At 50.1% G+C, this 15,183-nt stretch carries 16 protein-coding genes; 11 read left to right on the top strand and 5 right to left on the bottom strand.

The window, feature by feature from the left end; genetic code table 11:
• Positions 1-268: 268 nt before the first annotated feature.
• Positions 269-700, bottom strand: coding sequence for a hypothetical protein (locus C8E01_RS19335; RefSeq protein WP_116545101.1), 432 nt, complete (start codon positions 698-700; stop codon positions 269-271).
• A gap of 211 nt (positions 701-911) precedes the next feature.
• Here C8E01_RS19335 and C8E01_RS19330 point away from each other — a divergent pair, with 211 nt between their 5' ends.
• The 3 genes from C8E01_RS19330 to C8E01_RS19320 all read left to right on the top strand — a co-directional run bounded on the left by C8E01_RS19330 (position 912) and on the right by C8E01_RS19320 (position 2,706).
• Positions 912-1,466 (top strand): hypothetical protein, encoded by a 555-nt coding sequence (locus tag C8E01_RS19330; RefSeq protein ID WP_116545150.1) that lies wholly within the window; start codon positions 912-914, stop codon positions 1,464-1,466.
• A 94-nt stretch (positions 1,467-1,560) separates the two neighbouring features.
• Positions 1,561-2,010 carry a nucleoside deaminase gene (locus C8E01_RS19325; protein ID WP_262509651.1) on the top strand — a complete coding sequence of 150 codons (450 nt, stop codon included), beginning with the start codon at positions 1,561-1,563 and terminating at the stop codon, positions 2,008-2,010.
• An 87-nt stretch (positions 2,011-2,097) separates the two neighbouring features.
• On the top strand, positions 2,098-2,706 hold the full coding sequence (locus C8E01_RS19320) for a superoxide dismutase (RefSeq protein WP_116545100.1): 609 nt from the start codon (positions 2,098-2,100) through the stop codon (positions 2,704-2,706).
• Between the two features lie 97 nt (positions 2,707-2,803).
• Here the strand turns inward: C8E01_RS19320 and C8E01_RS19315 are convergent, their stop codons facing one another.
• Positions 2,804-5,023 (bottom strand): protein-disulfide reductase DsbD family protein, encoded by a 2,220-nt coding sequence (locus C8E01_RS19315; protein ID WP_116545099.1) that lies wholly within the window; start codon positions 5,021-5,023, stop codon positions 2,804-2,806.
• Between the two features lie 402 nt (positions 5,024-5,425).
• Here C8E01_RS19315 and C8E01_RS19310 point away from each other — a divergent pair, with 402 nt between their 5' ends.
• A complete protein-coding gene (locus C8E01_RS19310; RefSeq protein WP_116545098.1) occupies positions 5,426-5,734 on the top strand; it encodes a hypothetical protein in 309 nt (102 codons plus the stop codon).
• A gap of 186 nt (positions 5,735-5,920) precedes the next feature.
• Positions 5,921-7,258: a hemolysin family protein gene (locus C8E01_RS19305; protein WP_116545097.1), complete on the top strand. Its 1,338-nt coding sequence runs from the start codon at positions 5,921-5,923 to the stop codon at positions 7,256-7,258.
• 43 nt (positions 7,259-7,301) lie between these two features.
• Here C8E01_RS19305 and C8E01_RS19300 read toward each other — a convergent pair whose 3' ends face one another.
• Both C8E01_RS19300 and C8E01_RS19295 read right to left on the bottom strand, forming a co-directional pair.
• Complete coding sequence (locus tag C8E01_RS19300) at positions 7,302-7,823, bottom strand: gamma carbonic anhydrase family protein (protein ID WP_116545096.1); 522 nt, start codon at positions 7,821-7,823, stop codon at positions 7,302-7,304.
• A 189-nt stretch (positions 7,824-8,012) separates the two neighbouring features.
• Entirely contained in the window at positions 8,013-8,990 is a 978-nt protein-coding gene (locus C8E01_RS19295) for a radical SAM protein (RefSeq protein ID WP_116545095.1), read from the bottom strand.
• A 386-nt stretch (positions 8,991-9,376) separates the two neighbouring features.
• Between C8E01_RS19295 and C8E01_RS19290 the strand changes: the two genes are divergently transcribed.
• Both C8E01_RS19290 and C8E01_RS19285 read left to right on the top strand, forming a co-directional pair.
• A complete protein-coding gene (locus C8E01_RS19290; RefSeq protein ID WP_207774921.1) occupies positions 9,377-9,772 on the top strand; it encodes a RidA family protein in 396 nt (131 codons plus the stop codon).
• 361 nt (positions 9,773-10,133) lie between these two features.
• On the top strand, positions 10,134-10,736 hold the full coding sequence (locus tag C8E01_RS19285) for a porin family protein (protein ID WP_116545093.1): 603 nt from the start codon (positions 10,134-10,136) through the stop codon (positions 10,734-10,736).
• A 99-nt stretch (positions 10,737-10,835) separates the two neighbouring features.
• Here C8E01_RS19285 and C8E01_RS19280 read toward each other — a convergent pair whose 3' ends face one another.
• Positions 10,836-12,368 (bottom strand): AbgT family transporter, encoded by a 1,533-nt coding sequence (locus C8E01_RS19280; RefSeq protein ID WP_116545149.1) that lies wholly within the window; start codon positions 12,366-12,368, stop codon positions 10,836-10,838.
• Between the two features lie 164 nt (positions 12,369-12,532).
• Here C8E01_RS19280 and C8E01_RS19275 point away from each other — a divergent pair, with 164 nt between their 5' ends.
• The 4 genes from C8E01_RS19275 (at position 12,533) to C8E01_RS19260 (ending at position 15,090) form a co-directional block, all read left to right on the top strand.
• Positions 12,533-13,432: a S66 peptidase family protein gene (locus C8E01_RS19275; RefSeq protein WP_116545092.1), complete on the top strand. Its 900-nt coding sequence runs from the start codon at positions 12,533-12,535 to the stop codon at positions 13,430-13,432.
• 91 nt (positions 13,433-13,523) lie between these two features.
• Positions 13,524-14,294 (top strand): arylamine N-acetyltransferase family protein, encoded by a 771-nt coding sequence (locus C8E01_RS19270; protein ID WP_116545091.1) that lies wholly within the window; start codon positions 13,524-13,526, stop codon positions 14,292-14,294.
• Positions 14,295-14,498: 204 nt separating this feature from the next.
• Positions 14,499-14,780 (top strand): type II toxin-antitoxin system RelE/ParE family toxin, encoded by a 282-nt coding sequence (locus tag C8E01_RS19265; RefSeq protein ID WP_116545148.1) that lies wholly within the window; start codon positions 14,499-14,501, stop codon positions 14,778-14,780.
• A gap of 10 nt (positions 14,781-14,790) precedes the next feature.
• Complete coding sequence (locus C8E01_RS19260; protein WP_007656043.1) at positions 14,791-15,090, top strand: HigA family addiction module antitoxin; 300 nt, start codon at positions 14,791-14,793, stop codon at positions 15,088-15,090.
• Positions 15,091-15,183 lie beyond the last annotated feature (93 nt).

Raw genomic sequence — 15,183 nt, 5'->3', positions numbered from 1 at the left:
CTGCGCCAGATTTTGTTCTACCTCTAAACTTTTTGTAGCCTGCCTTGGTTATGAAGCGGGCAGATACTGGTAAATTAATTTTCTGAAAGGTATAGATCATTCATAAAGATATTGCCTTGGAGCTCCCCGCTCCGGCAATTATAGGCATACTTGTTTAAGGTGAGATGTAAGTAAGTTGCCGACTTGCAACCAAAAAACACAACAACACAACCAAAGAGAAGCCATACCTGCTAGGTATGGCTTCTCTTATTTTAGGCCTCTTGCTGGCTTACTTGAAAAGTCCACCGAGCTTATCGCCCATTCCTTTGGGCAGTTTGTCTGTCAGTCCGCCCCCCAGCATCCCCATTATATCCGACTGGCTACCCACGTTGCCGCCTATCTTATTCATCAGAAACGACACCACAAAGGGAGCTACCTGCTGTGCTACCGACTCCGGTATACCTACTTTTGAGGTCAGGTCACCAAGATATTTTTGGATCGTACTGTTCATGGCCGGACTATCCTGCGGCGCCTTTTGCCCTTTCAGCATGTTCATGATGCCTCCGGCATCTCCACCCGAAGCCTCTTTCTTAAGCCCTTCCGTTACATGGTCTTTTGCCAGATCAACGGACTGGTTTGCCTGGCCTGGGTCTAGCTTAAATTTGTCTTGCAGCTCGCCAGTCAGCTGGCCTTTTACACTGTTGATGATGTTTTCTAACATAGCTTTAACGTTAACATGGTATTTAATTTCAGACAGCAGGAATTATATGGCTAAGTCCGGCTGTTTAATTTTTAACGTCATTCACCTACAGAAGATATAAAGCTACAGGTATACATACTTAACAGGCGCTGTCTCAGCTTTGGCAAAATAATTGCTACACTCCCTCACAGTCCTTATTAATTGGTACCTTTGCCCCAACAAACCTATGAACATGCGCTACTTAGCCTTTTTAGCTATTATCCTGATTGCCGGCGTAGCCCTGGCCGACACGAAGCTCAAGAAAACACAGATCACCAAGGAGGTGAGCATCATGCTACCCCGCGATTTCACCCCGCTCCATGACGATGGTATCGCCAGTAAGTATCCGGCTGCCAACCGACCGGTGGCTGTCTATTCGAGCCCCAATGGCCAGGTTGACTTCAGTATGACCCAAAAGCGATCACAGTTTGGTGTGCAGGATCTGAAGATGCTGCGCGAAGTGTACAAGGCCAACATGCTGGAGCGCTTCACGAAAGTCGATTTCATAAGAGATGAGGTGGCCAATATCAATGGTCGAGACTACATTGTGTTTGAATTTGTGTCAGTGATGGCCGATGAGCGCAACGGCAGCCATCTGGCACCTGTGCAAAAGTACAGCATCATGCTTTACACAATACAGGGTAAGCAGTTGATGGTGTTCTCAATGCACATGCCATTCATGATGAAAAACAACTTGCAGGACACAGCCCGTGAGATCATGGGTTCCCTGAAAATAAAAACCAAATAGATTACGCCCTATACCCGTTTCATTGAGGCCTCTCCTTTCCTGGAGGGGCTTTTTTTTGTATCTTGTGCCAAAGCGAACACTTATACCTATACCTGTGGATTTACTATCTATACACAGTGACGACCATTTCATGCAGGAGGCTTACCGGCAGGCAACTTACGCCTTTGAGGAAGGGGAAATTCCGATCGGGGCTGTGGTTGTAAGCAACAACCGCATCATTGCCAAAGCTTATAACCAGACCGAAAAACTGAACGATGTAACTGCCCATGCTGAGATGCTGGCTCTTACTGCCGCCGCTGAGTACCTGGGCAACAAGTACCTGAACGACTGCACCCTCTTTGTGACAGTGGAGCCCTGCGTGATGTGCGCAGGTGCCAGCTACTGGGCGCAGCTTAAACGGGTGGTGTACGGAACATCTGAGCCCAAGCGTGGGTATAGAAGAGTGGGCAATCTGCTGCATCCTAAAACAGAAATGGTAAGTGGGGTGATGGCGCAGGAGTGTGCTGAGCTGATGGCCTCGTTCTTTGCAGCTAAAAGAAAATAACTAAATTGAAACTTGCATTTCAAACGCATACGTACACCTAGAAATCCGTACGCATGCTATTATTCACATATAAAACCACATAAAACTATGGCTTTCGAATTACCGAAACTACCTTACGCCTACGACGCGCTGGAGCCGCACATTGATGCACGCACGATGGAAATCCACCATACGAAACATCATCAGGCTTATACCGACAACCTGAACAAGGCGATTGCAGGCACTGAGATGGAGAACATGAGCATCGAGGAGATCATGCAAAATGTGAAGGAAGACAACAAAGCGGTTCGCAACAACGGCGGTGGCTACTACAACCACAACCTGTTCTGGACTATCCTGTCGCCAAACGGCGGCGGTCAGCCATCCGGTGAACTGGCAGACGCGATCAACTCCACTTTTGGCTCTTTCGATCAGATGAAGGAGAAGTTCAACGCAGCTGCTGCGACTCGCTTCGGTTCTGGATGGGCCTGGCTGTGCGTAAAAGGCAATTCCCTGGAAATTTGCTCTACGCCAAACCAAGACAACACCCTGATGCCGTTTGCAGAGGGTTGCGGAGGCACACCGATCCTGGGTCTTGACGTGTGGGAGCACGCCTACTACCTCAACTACCAGAACCGTCGTCCGGACTACGTGAACGCTTTCTGGAACGTGGTGAACTGGGAAGAAGTAACCCGTCGCTATAACGAGGCGAAGTAAATAATATCGCAGGATGCCAGAGACATCCTCAAAAACAAGAAAGCCCCGCCTGCAAAGGTGGGGCTTTCTTGTTCAGTGGCTGAACAGGTATAGCTCGCTACTTCTTCGCTACCTGTATATTGTTTTTATACGCCTCCACGCCAGCATCCAGGAACTTCACAAAGTTCTCCACGCTCAGGTCGTAGGCGATAGGTTTTACCAGCACGTTCTCGTTCTCGTCCATCAGCACATAATAGGGCTGGGCGTTCACGTTGAACTTTGTGATCTGGTAGTCGGCGTACTTCTTGCCAAGGGTCTTCTTCTCTTTGCCGTCGTACTCGCTCACATACCACTCGCTTTGCGGCAGCTCGCTTTTATCATCCACATAGAGGGCGGCAATCACGTAATTCTCCTGCAAGCGGCGCAGCACTTCCGGATGCGACCATACGTTGGCTTCCATCTCGCGGCAGTTCACGCAGCCGTGCCCCGTAAAGTCGATGAAGATCGGCTTGCCCTGCTCAGCGGCGCAGCGTTTGGCCTGCTCCAAATCGAAGTAGCCCTGCAGGCCGTGCGGCAGGTGCAGGAAGTCGGCATACTTAGGTGGCTCGCACAGTTGGTTATTAGAGGTATACTGCGCCGTGCTTCCTCCTCCACTCTGGCGCACCAATGCGTTGATGTCGAAGTCGTGGGTGGACTGCGGCGGCAGGTAGCCAGACAAAGCCTTGAGCGGCGCCCCGAACATACCCGGTATCAGGTATACTACAAAGGCAAAAGTTGCGATAGCCATGAAAATACGGGGTACGCTGATGTAAGGCAGATCTGAGTCGTGGGCAAACTTGAGTTTGCCGAGCAGGTAGAAGCCCATCAGCGTGAAGATCACGATCCACAGCGCCAGGTATACCTCGCGGTCAAGGATTCCCCAGTGGTATACTTGATCAGCTATGCTCAAAAACTTGAGCGCCAAAGCCAGTTCCAGGAAGCCCAGCACTACTTTCACGGAGTTAAGCCAGCCACCGGACTTCGGCAGGCTGCTCAGCCATGACGGGAAAATGGCGAATAAGGTGAACGGCAAGGCAAAAGCCAGCGAGAAGCCGAACATGCCCATAACCGGGCGCAGTGTTTCGCCGCCGGCAGAGGCTACCAAAATACTGCCCACAATAGGTCCCGTGCAGGAAAAAGACACCAGCACCAGGGTAAAGGCCATGAAAAACACGCCCAGTATGCCGCCCTTGTCTGCCTGCGCATCGGCTTTATTCAGCCAGGAGCTTGGCAGCGTAATCTCAAATAAGCCCAGAAAGGACATACCGAAAATCACGAACACAGCGAAAAAGAGCACATTGGGCAACCAGTGTGTGCTCAGGAAGTTAGCGCCGTCAGCGCCGAATAGCTTCGCAACTACGGTGCCGGCTACGGTATAGATGGCGATGATGGAGATGCCGTAAAGCAGGGCCTTGCCGATAGCCTGCGCCCGGCTCTGGCTGCTGCCCGTAAAAAAGCTCACCGTCATGGGCACCATCGGGAACACGCAGGGTGTAAGCAACGCCACCAGGCCAGAGCCAAAGGCGATCAGCATGAAAGTCCAGATGTTTCCGTCTGACGACGCATCTTCGTTCGAGAAATCGATCAGGGCAGGCGTTACCGTTTGTTCTGAAGTGTTTGCAGCCTCCAGGGCATCGTCTGCGGCCAGCGCCGAGTCAAGTGGCAGGGTAGGCGGCACGGCGGTATCAAGGCCGTCGGGTGCTGCGGCCTGTGTCGTGGCTTGCTTAGGGGCTTGTTCTATGGCTTCAGCGGGTGTTTGGGTAGGCGTAGTGGCTGGCGTAGCCGCACCGCTGGCTGCAGTTACTTTTATCTGCGCATTGGTAAAGGCAAAGTCATCATCAAACGGAATGCACTTGCCGTCGATATCCGTACATACCTGGTATTCGTAAGAGCCCTTCACGACCAGGTCAGGCTGCAGCACTTTTACTTTTTGCCTAAACTGAGCGGTGCCCACAAAATAGGTATATTCCCCCTCCCACAGCTCATCATACTTCTTTTTAGGGTTCACCGGCTTGATCTTGCCCACTAGTTGGTAAGAGGGATGCTTGGCAAATGTAAACTCTGTCACCATTGGTCCCAGGTCCGGGTCGAAATCAGAAGAGTAGAGGTACCAGTCCTTATCAATTTTTACATTGAAAATCAGGTCGACCTCCTCACCTACTTTTACTTCCTTTTTGGAAACATCGTAGCTCCAGGAAGCAGGCTTCAGCACCTGTGCCTGCACCAGTTGGGCTGTAAAGGTCAGCAGGACCACCAACAGCCAGGGGAGACGAAGCGCTAGCCTCAAATTATTTCTCATAAGGGTATACCTAGTTAATTCGGTTTGATCACAGACGCCGCAGGCGCCACTACAAAAGTACAAATTTTGGTTGAAAGCCCCATCTGTCTGGCAGCTACGTCCCATCCTGAAAGACAGAAGGCAAGCTTTTGCCTGTCAATGCCGCTCCTGATGCCATGAATAACAAAAAGAAACAACAGGTTGTTTCTGAATAAGCTTACAGAGTGGTCTTTTCATAACACAGCTTTAACATGGAGCTGTATGCAAGCATAACAAAACACTGATAATCAACACACTTACATTCACCCTGTATTTAGTACCGTTCGCGGATATAAGAGGTATAGCAGGTGTTACTACGGAATTATACGCGACTTCTGAACGTCTACTTTATAGCAGTTTACATTAGCAACAACATCCGAAACTATGAATACAAACTTTCAGCCACAGGAATCTACCTCCATCAAAACTGTCTGCGGCAGAGAGCTTGGTTCTACCTTTAAGGCGATTAAGCTGGCGCGCGACGAGAAGCACAATTTCCATATTGTGTACCGCACTTTCTCCGATGAATTTATTTACTCCTTCTGCAATCCCTTCCTCGATACCTCTTCAGAGCATGTTTATAGAATGATCTCCGAAGAAGAGGCAAAGGCAATCTTTTTGCCACTGCTCTCTCTGGAAAATGCCCGCGAGTTGTTTAGCACCGCCCAGGCTCCCGTCATGCTGGTTCGCTAGTAGCCAACTGAAGATGTATCAACAAGAAAAGGTGCCCCATGGCACCTTTTCTTGTTTTAGTCCCTTTGCGACCTTCCTAGCACACTGTAGGTGCGGATTCTTGTTAATAGCTCGCACATATATAGCAAAAACACGTATTTTAGTTTAATTTTACGCAGCCGGAAGCATACCGCGCCGTAACACACTATGGTTCTAAACATCTTACTCACTATATTTCTGGTATTGCTGAACGGCTTCTTTGTGGCGGCAGAGTTTGCAATTGTGAAGGTGCGCGCCTCGCAAATTGAACTTCGGGCTCAGGCGGGCAGTTCTATGGCCAAATTGGCCCAGCACATGCTCACCCACCTCGATGCCTATCTTTCGGCTACGCAGCTAGGCATCACGCTGGCCTCGCTTGGTCTGGGTTGGATTGGCGAAAGCGTCGTATCCCAGATCGTGATCAACGTAATGAATTTCTTCGGCTTTCAGGGAAGCGAAGCACTGGCGCACAAAATAGCCCTGCCGATCTCGTTTGCCATCATTACGGTCCTGCACATTGTGTTTGGCGAACTGGCCCCTAAGTCGCTTGCTATTCAACGCTCCGAAGCTACTACGCTGGCCATTACGCTGCCGCTCCGCTTTTTCTACTACCTGTTCAGACCTTTTATCTGGATCCTCAATGGCTTTGCCAACATGGTATTGCGCTCGATGGGCATACGCCCCGTGCATGGCTCCGAGGTACACTCACCTGAGGAACTTCGCCTGCTTTTTGAGCAGAGCGCCGAGGGCGGCTTACTGGTCGACTCACAGCATGCCCTGCTCGAAAATGTGTTTGAGTTTAACGAGCGCATGGTGAAGCAGATCATGGTACCACGCACCCGCATGGTGGCCATTGATGTTAATATACCAGAGCCGGAACTGATGGAGATCATATTCGAGGAAGGCTACTCCAGACTCCCGGTATATGATGACTCTATCGACAATATTGTGGGCGTACTCTATGTGAAGGATATCCTGAGCCTGATGCGACTGAATGAGCCGATCATTATTGAGAAGCTGATGCGCCCGGCCTATTTTGTACCGGAGACCAAAAAGATACCGCGCCTGCTACAGCAGTTCCAGCGCCGCCACATGCACATGGCTATCGTAACCGACGAGTTTGGCGGTGTGTCTGGCATCGTGACCATAGAAGACATCATCGAAGAACTGGTAGGCGAGATTCAGGATGAATACGATGAGGAGGTGCCCATTGTGGAGCGTATAGGAGACTTTGAATACCGTGTGAACGGTGGCGCCCCAGTTTCTGATGTGAACGACTACCTGCCCTTCCCGATTCCCGAGGGAGACGACTATGAAACGGTGGGTGGCTTTGTGACCATGATCTACGGCCACATACCAGACGACCTGAACGAGGCTGCCGATTTTAGCGAGTATACGATACGGGTGCTGGACAAATCAGACCGCCGCGTGGAATGGGTACTCTTCACAGTCAAGGAAGACTTTCATTCCCAGATAGAGCCGCAAACAGAAGAGCCGAACCATTAAACATAGAGGCTATACCAAACAGGTATAGCCTCTATGTTTATCCCTATACCTCCGGACTAGCAAACCAGCCGCTGTACATCACATAGTTGTTGGCTACCTTGTCCAGTCCGTCGATCTGTTCCTGACTGAGCTGTTTTACCTTTTTGGCAGGTATACCGGCATAAATATAACCCGACTCGCACACCGTATTTTCGAGCACAATAGCTCCTGCCGCTACAATGCAGTGCTTTTGCACCAAGGCATTGTCCATCACAATAGCCCCCATCCCGACCAACACATTGTCTTCTACAGTACAGCCATGCACAATGGCATTGTGCCCGATGGAAACATTGCTGCCAATGGTGGTAGCGGCTTTCTGGTAGGTGCAGTGAATCACAGCGCCATCCTGAATGTTGGTTTTGTCACCAATCCTAATCGCATTTACATCGCCCCGAATAACGGCATTGAACCACACAGAGCACTCACGGCCCATCACCACATCGCCCACAATCGTAGCATTTTCTGCTACAAAACAATCGTCGCCCAACTGCGGGCTTATTCCTTTTACAGGTAGTATAACTGGCATATTTTGAGTTAAAAAGTTAGAAAGTTAAAAGGTTAAAAAGTTTGGGAATTTGAGAGTCTCGAGTTAAGATCGGTTTTGTAGGGACAGGTCGCGACCTGTCCGATCGTGCACCGACAATCATGCAGGAAATAATATCCGAATCGTACACGAACAACAATTCAACCATTCAACAATTTAACACTTCAACCGTCAAATCAACCTCTTCCACGTCCCTTTGCTCAGGTTATACTTCAGCGTGCTGGGAAGGGCTTTCCAGAAGTATTTGTTTATTTCTACGGCAAAGCTCGGCTGCATGTAGCAGTTAATGGTGCATCCTTCGCAGGCCGGCAATCGGCCCTCCAGCTGTTTCAGCTCCTCCACCTCCTGACTCAGGTATAGCTCGCGCAATTTACCTTGTATCGGGAAGCTTTTGGTGCCCAGGTGGTAGCAGGGCAGCACCAGTTCGTTTTCGGGGGAGATGACCAGCGTGGTGCTGGCGGCTTTACAAACCGGATCTGCCACCTTGTTGCCACCGTCGCGGCGCAGCTGCACGAAGCCCTCGTTCAGGTATACCCCTTTGCGCTTACCGAAGGCCGTCAGGTAGTTCAACTCTTCTTCGGTGAGCTGCTTCCCAACCGCCACTTCATTGTATTCAAAAGCCGGGTTGATGATGAGCATGAGTTTGTTGGGCTGCGTAATGGTGCGGTATACTTCCTCCAACTGGTCCAGATTGTGTCGGAATACTGTAAACAAAATATCCGGCCGCTCACCCAGCTTTTTAGCTAACTGTATCGACTCCATCACAAAATCGTAGCAGGCCACGCCCCGGCCTGCATCGTGTTCTTCTTTGTGGGCCGAGTCCAGTGAAAAGTGCAGCATATCCACTTTGCCTTTCAGGCGATCGGCCAGTTTGGGGTAAAGCATTCCGTTGGTGGTGAGCGTAGTAATGAAGCCCATATCGTGTGCCATACCCAGCATCTGGTCGATCTGCCGGTGCAAAAGAGGCTCCCCACCAGTGAAGTCAATAACCTGCACGCCTAATTGTTTCAGGTCTCGCAGGTTCTGCGCCACATCTTCTAAGGTAATATAGGGCGACGGCTTCTCCCAGATGTCGCAAAACGAGCACTTTGCGTTACAGCGGTACGTAACGTAGTAGTTGCAAAGCACGGGTTTCGATCTCAGGCGCATCCAGGGCAGTTGTTTACTCAAAATTAAGGATTCTGCCGGAGTATCGGGTATAGAAGTAGGCGAGGATGCGAAATACCTGCTGATGCATCGGCTAATTTGATGGTTGTTTGGTTAAATGGCTAAATTGTTAAATTGTTGATTCCTGATGGTTGGGTGTATTATTGGTCTGTCTCTTCGCTTATCGAGGGGCACTACCCCATAAGGGATCTTTCTGGCACGATGCGGATCGGTCCAGCGCTGTCTCAACAGGCTTTCGTAATTTATACTGCCCTGGGGTCCTTTGCCATCCCAACACGCCGTTGCAGTGTCACGACGCTACATGATAATTTTCTGATTTTTAAACTTTCTAAGGTCCAAAACTCTCAAACTCCTAAACCTTCTAAATGATGAAAAGACAAAACATCTCTTCCGGTGCAGTATGGGAAAACACGATCGGGTATAGCCGTGCTGTGCGCGTGGGCAATGTGGTGGAGGTGGCAGGCACGACGGCTATGGATGGCGACCAGGTGATAGGTATAGGCGATGCCTATCAGCAGACCCGGTTTATTCTGCAAAAAATAGAGAAGGCTCTGCAGGAAGCCGGCGCAACCATGCAGCAGGTGGTGCGCACCCGCATCTATGTAACGGATATCAGCCAGTGGGAAGAAGTTGGCCGGGCACATGGGGAGTTTTTCCGGGATATACGCCCCGCCTCCACCATGGTCGAAGTTGCAGCCCTGATCAACCCACAGCACTTAGTGGAGATAGAGGCCACGGCTATAGTCGATGCAGCGATAACTTAAGCAACCTGCTTGCCATACCTGCTAGGGAGGTATAGTTGCTTGTTTGTTTCAAATCCGGTGTCAAGCAAAACCTGTTGCGTGGCGAGAATGTGTTAAAGCTTATTTACGCGCTAGGTACTACGCTCCGCTTTACAACTAACAAAAAGGTTTTAGGGAATTTTGATGAAAGAAATAGCTCAAACATGTGTCACATTGGAAAAGTCAGGCTTAACCTACAAACAGTTCATTATAAGAATAATACCACAATACAATACCTTATACCCTATATTTACACCGTTACGTACTAAAGGGCTATTGACTATTCGTTATACCCATGCCGCTTTGGCCAAGGTTTAACCATGTAGAATTTAAAACGATAGCTATGAGAAATTTAGTGCTAACTATATTCGCGCTGTTTGCCTTGGGTGCGACAGCGCAGGCGCAGGCCCTAACTGGTGGACTTAAAGCAGGCGTAGGCTCTTCGAGCGTAAGCGTGCGCGACGTCACCAGCAATCCGGCGGAGTATGCCAACAAAGAATCTGTGACCAGTTACCATGCCGGCGCATTTGCCCGCCTCAACATTCTGGGCTTATTTGTTCAGCCTGAAGCTGTGTTTACGCAGACAGGCGGACGCCTGGAGTCTAACCCCAATGCGAGCCTGGCCAATCGGGTAGCTGACATCAAGTTTAACCGCCTCGACGTGCCCATTATGGCAGGTATAAGCCTCGGTAACCTAGTGCGTTTGCAGGCTGGCCCCGTGGCCTCTACTTTGCTGAGTGCGCGGCAAGATGGGCAGAACATCAAGAGCTTTATGGAGAACTCTGATTGGGGGTACCAGGCAGGTGTAGGTCTAGACATTCAGCGCCTGACCCTGGACGTTCGTTACGAGCGCATCAGCCGCAACTACGATGACCCAGGCAATCAGAGCAACTACGATCTGGCCAATAAACAGATTTTGGTGAGTGTCGGGCTGAAGTTATTTTAGGTATAATCCGAAGCTGCGAGCTTACCTCGTATAAAACAAAACAGCCGATGCAGGTATAAAACTGCATCGGCTGTTTTGTTTATGTAGACAGCATACCTGTTAAGGCTGCGGCATATACATCTCGGCTCCCGGTCCAATTGGCAGGCCAATCAAAATCCAGACAATCAGCAGAAGTACCCAACCGATGAAGAATACGATAGAGTAAGGCAGCATGGTCGAGATAACGGTGCCTATACCTGCATTCTTGTCATAGCGCTGTATAAAGGCCACGATCAGGGCAAAGTACGACATCATCGGGGAGATAATGTTGGTCACGCTGTCGCCGATGCGATAGGCCACCTGCGTGAACTCCGGGGTATAACCCAGCAGCATGAACATCGGGATGAACACCGGCGCCATGATCGCCCACTTGGCTGAGGCCGAGCCCATTACCAAATTAATTACAGCAGCTACCAGGATGAACATGATCATCAGCGGAATCTCGCTCAAACCCATCGTCTGCAGCACATCCGCTCCGTTGATTGCCAAAATCAAGCCCAGATTAGTCCAGTTGAAATAGGCCACAAACTGCGCCGCGAAGAACACCAGCACGATGTACGAGCCCAGCGTTTCCATGGACTTGGACATACCACGCATCACGTCGCTGTCGTTCTTGATGGATTTAGCCCCTATGCCGTACGCTATACCGCCAATGGCTGACAGCAGGAAGATGAAGGCCACTATACCTGACATGAACGGCGAATTAAGCACCTCTCCTGTCTCCGGGTTGCGTAGGTAGCCGTCTTCGGGTAGCAAACCACCTAAGATGAAAGCGATGGAAGCCAGTATAGCCAGCGAAGCGTATAGCAGGCCGCGCTTCTCCTGCTTGTTCAGGCGATCGATGCTCTGCGGTTTTTCATCGCCGTTGTACTCTCCTAGCCGCGGTATAACAATTTTCTCTGTCACCCAGGTACCCAAACCAGCCACCAGGAAAGTAGACACGAACATGAAGTAATAGTTAGCCGCAGGGTTCACGGTGTAGTCGGCGTCGATAATGCGGGCCGCCTCCGTAGACAAACCGGCCAGCAGCGGGTCGATGGTACCCAAAAGCAAGTTGGCACTGTAGCCACCCGACACACCTGCAAAAGCCGCCGCCAGACCAGCCAGCGGATTACGACCGGCCGCCAGGAAGATCACCGCCGCTAGTGGCACAAGCAGTACGTAACCCACTTCAGAAGCGGTGTTGGAGATAACGCCCGCAAACACGATCACGAAAGTGAGCAGTCGTTTAGGCGATGAAAGCACCACCAGGCGCAGCACCGCACCAATCAGGCCTGTGCCCTCGGCTATACCTATACCTAGCAAAGAAACGAGCACCGTGCCCAGCGGGGCGAAGTCGGTAAAGTTGGTCACCATGCGGGTCAGGATCATGTGCAGACCTTCGGTGGAGAGCAGGTTAACCGGTGTTATGATCTTGCCTGTGCCCGGGTGGGTTACGGCCAGGTCGAACAAACTGGCTACCCACGACAGGATGATCACGAGCAGCGCGAAGCCTGCAAAGAGCGTGGCCGGGTGCGGCAGCGCATTGCCGATGCGTTCCACCACCGACAGGAATCTGTCAATCCCTGACTTTTTTTTCTGGATTTGCGTCATAAAAAGGTTTTTTTGGTTCCCGCCCGCGCAGCGTTTGTTCAGGTATAGGCGCCGGGCGTTCAAGGCCGTAGCAAACGAGGTTCCGAAATTGTTCAAAATTTTGCAGCCTCGCAAATTTTAGCAAAAAGCTATACCTTCGTTTATCATCAAAAATTGCTTTCTCCATGATCACACCTCTCCAGCACGGCGACAAAATCGCCATCATCGCAACCGCCCGCCTAATCAGCCACGAAGCTATAGCCGCCGCCATCGACATACTGCAAGGGTGGGGCCTGGAAGTGGAAGTTGGCCCGACCGTAGGGGCGCAATATGGTGTATTTGCCGGTGACGATGCGCTGCGCCTGCAGGACCTGCAGCTGGCCCTCGACCGTCCCGACATCAAGGCCATCATCTGTGCCCGTGGCGGCTACGGCACCACCCGCATCCTCGACCAGGTAGATTTCAGCCAGTTTCAGAAGCATCCCAAATGGATCGTTGGTTTCAGCGACATCACTTCCCTCCTCTGCCACATCCACAGTTTAGGTATAGAAAGCGTGCATGGCATTATGCCCCTGCTTTTCCCGAAAGGAACAGAAGAAGCGCTGGACAGCCTACGCCGTGTACTCTTCGGTGAGGATCTCAGCTACAGCACCGGCCCCCACGCCTTCAACCGCACAGGTATAGCTGAAGGCCAGTTGATCGGTGGTAACCTGGCACTTTTGCACAACGTCTCCGGTACCCGCTCCGACTTCACTACGAAGGGTAAAATCCTGTTCCTGGAAGACGTGGACGAGTACCTCTACAGCATCGACCGCATGATGGTCCACCTCGACCGTGCCGGCAAGCTGAAGGACTTAGCAGGCCTGATCGTCGGCCATTTCAGCGACATGAAAGATAACGCTATACCTTTCGGCAAAGACGCCTACGAGATCATAGCTGAGCATACCGGCAAGTACAACTACCCCGTATGCTACGGCTTCCCGACCGGCCACGAACCGGACAACCTGGCGCTGGTATGCGGCAGAAAAGCGAGGCTGGAAGTAACATCTCAAAGCACGTCACTGACATACGTACAATTTAGTTAATTTGACTCCCGGATGTAAAAGGGCAGGTATCAGGTATGGCAAAACGTATGTACTACTGAGCACAAAGCTTGCAAAAGGAACATCAAAGCACATGAACTACACAGCATACCTGGAGCGCATCGGATACATCGGGGAATTGCAGCCAACCCTTGAAGTACTGCAGCGATTACAGAAACGTCACCTGTTATCCGTTCCCTTCGAAAACCTTGACATTCACAACGGTGTTCTCATCGAACTTGACGTTGAAAAGATCTTTGACAAGGTGATGCTTCAGAAGCGGGGCGGTTTCTGCTACGAGCTGAACGGTTTATACTTCGAATTACTCTCTGCACTCGGTTTTGATGTAAGACGAATTTCCGCAAAGGTCTATTCCAGCAACGATGGTACCTACTCACCGGAGTATGATCATCTGGCCTTGCTGGTAACGATAGCGGGCGAAGAATATCTGACAGATGTCGGGTTCGGAGAATTTAGTTTTGAGCCGCTGAAGATTGAGTTAAACAAGGTACAAGCTGATGCACGGGGCAATTACGTCTTCGACAGGTATGATGAGAGCTATTTCCGGGTAAGCCGTGTTGAGAACGGTGAGATCCGGCCCAAATACATCTTCCGGAAAGAAGAAAGGACATTTGAGGATTTTTCCGGCATGTGTCACTTCCACCAGACCGATCCTCGTTCCCATTTCAGGCAGCGAAGTATGATCACGATCCCCACCGAACAAGGCCGGATCACACTTACAGAGAACAAACTCAAGATAAAAGAGGGTGACCTTACCAAAGAAATCACACTGAAAGACGCAACTGAGTACGAAGCATACCTGTGGGAATACTTCGGGGTAAAACCAGCTGGCCGCAGTAACTAGCCTGGCACAGGTATGTTGCGAACAAGCAAGGCTGAAAGCTGGGGATGTCAGGGCAAGATTATCCCCCTAAAATGCTATATTAGGTGGATAAACGTCATTATGACGTGTACACAGTGTTTGTATTTCAAAGAATAAAATTTCTACAAATCTTTTTAGAATAAAACTCAATACTTACTTTTGGCGTTAGTAACGCTAAAAGTAAGTATGATTATATCTTTTGGGTCAAAGGAAACTGAAAAAATCTGGAATGGGGAAAGGGTTGTTAAGCTGCCCTTGGAAATACAAACGATTGGCAGACGTAAATTAAGGATGCTTAATAACTCCCAGGATATTGCTGACCTTCGCATTCCTCCCTCCAACAGATTAGAAAAGTTGTCGGGAAACCTGAAAGAGTTCTACAGCATCAGAATAAACAGCCAGTGGAGAATCATCTTCCAATGGAGTAACGGCCAGGCATCAGAAGTAGAAATCATTGATTACCACTAAAAAGAACAACATGGAGCGACTACCTAATATTCATCCAGGAGAAATACTGCAAGAAGAGTTTCTTGTTCCGCTAAACATTACCGCCTACAGACTTTCAAAGGACATTGGTATACCTCAAACCAGAGTGTCTGAAATTTTGAAAGGAAACAGGCGCATTACAGCTGACACGGCTTTAAGGCTAAGCTACTACTTTGGCAACTCACCTAAGTTCTGGCTTGGTTTGCAAGATGATTACGATTTGGAAGAAGAGAAGGCTAACAAGCAGCAAGAACTGGAATCCATAAAACGATTTGAGAAAAACGCAGCCTAACAACTAAGGCTTCGTTGGGTACGGAGTTCCGACAATGAAGCCGTGGTTGCACTAACCGTGCGACCCGTTATGGGTTTTAAGTCGGAAGAGATT

Origin of the sequence: Pontibacter virosus, from assembly GCF_003096355.1 — a bacterium.
In the GTDB taxonomy this organism is placed as follows: Bacteria; Bacteroidota; Bacteroidia; order Cytophagales; family Hymenobacteraceae; genus Pontibacter; species Pontibacter virosus.
This window is presented reverse-complemented; position numbering and strand designations above follow the sequence as displayed.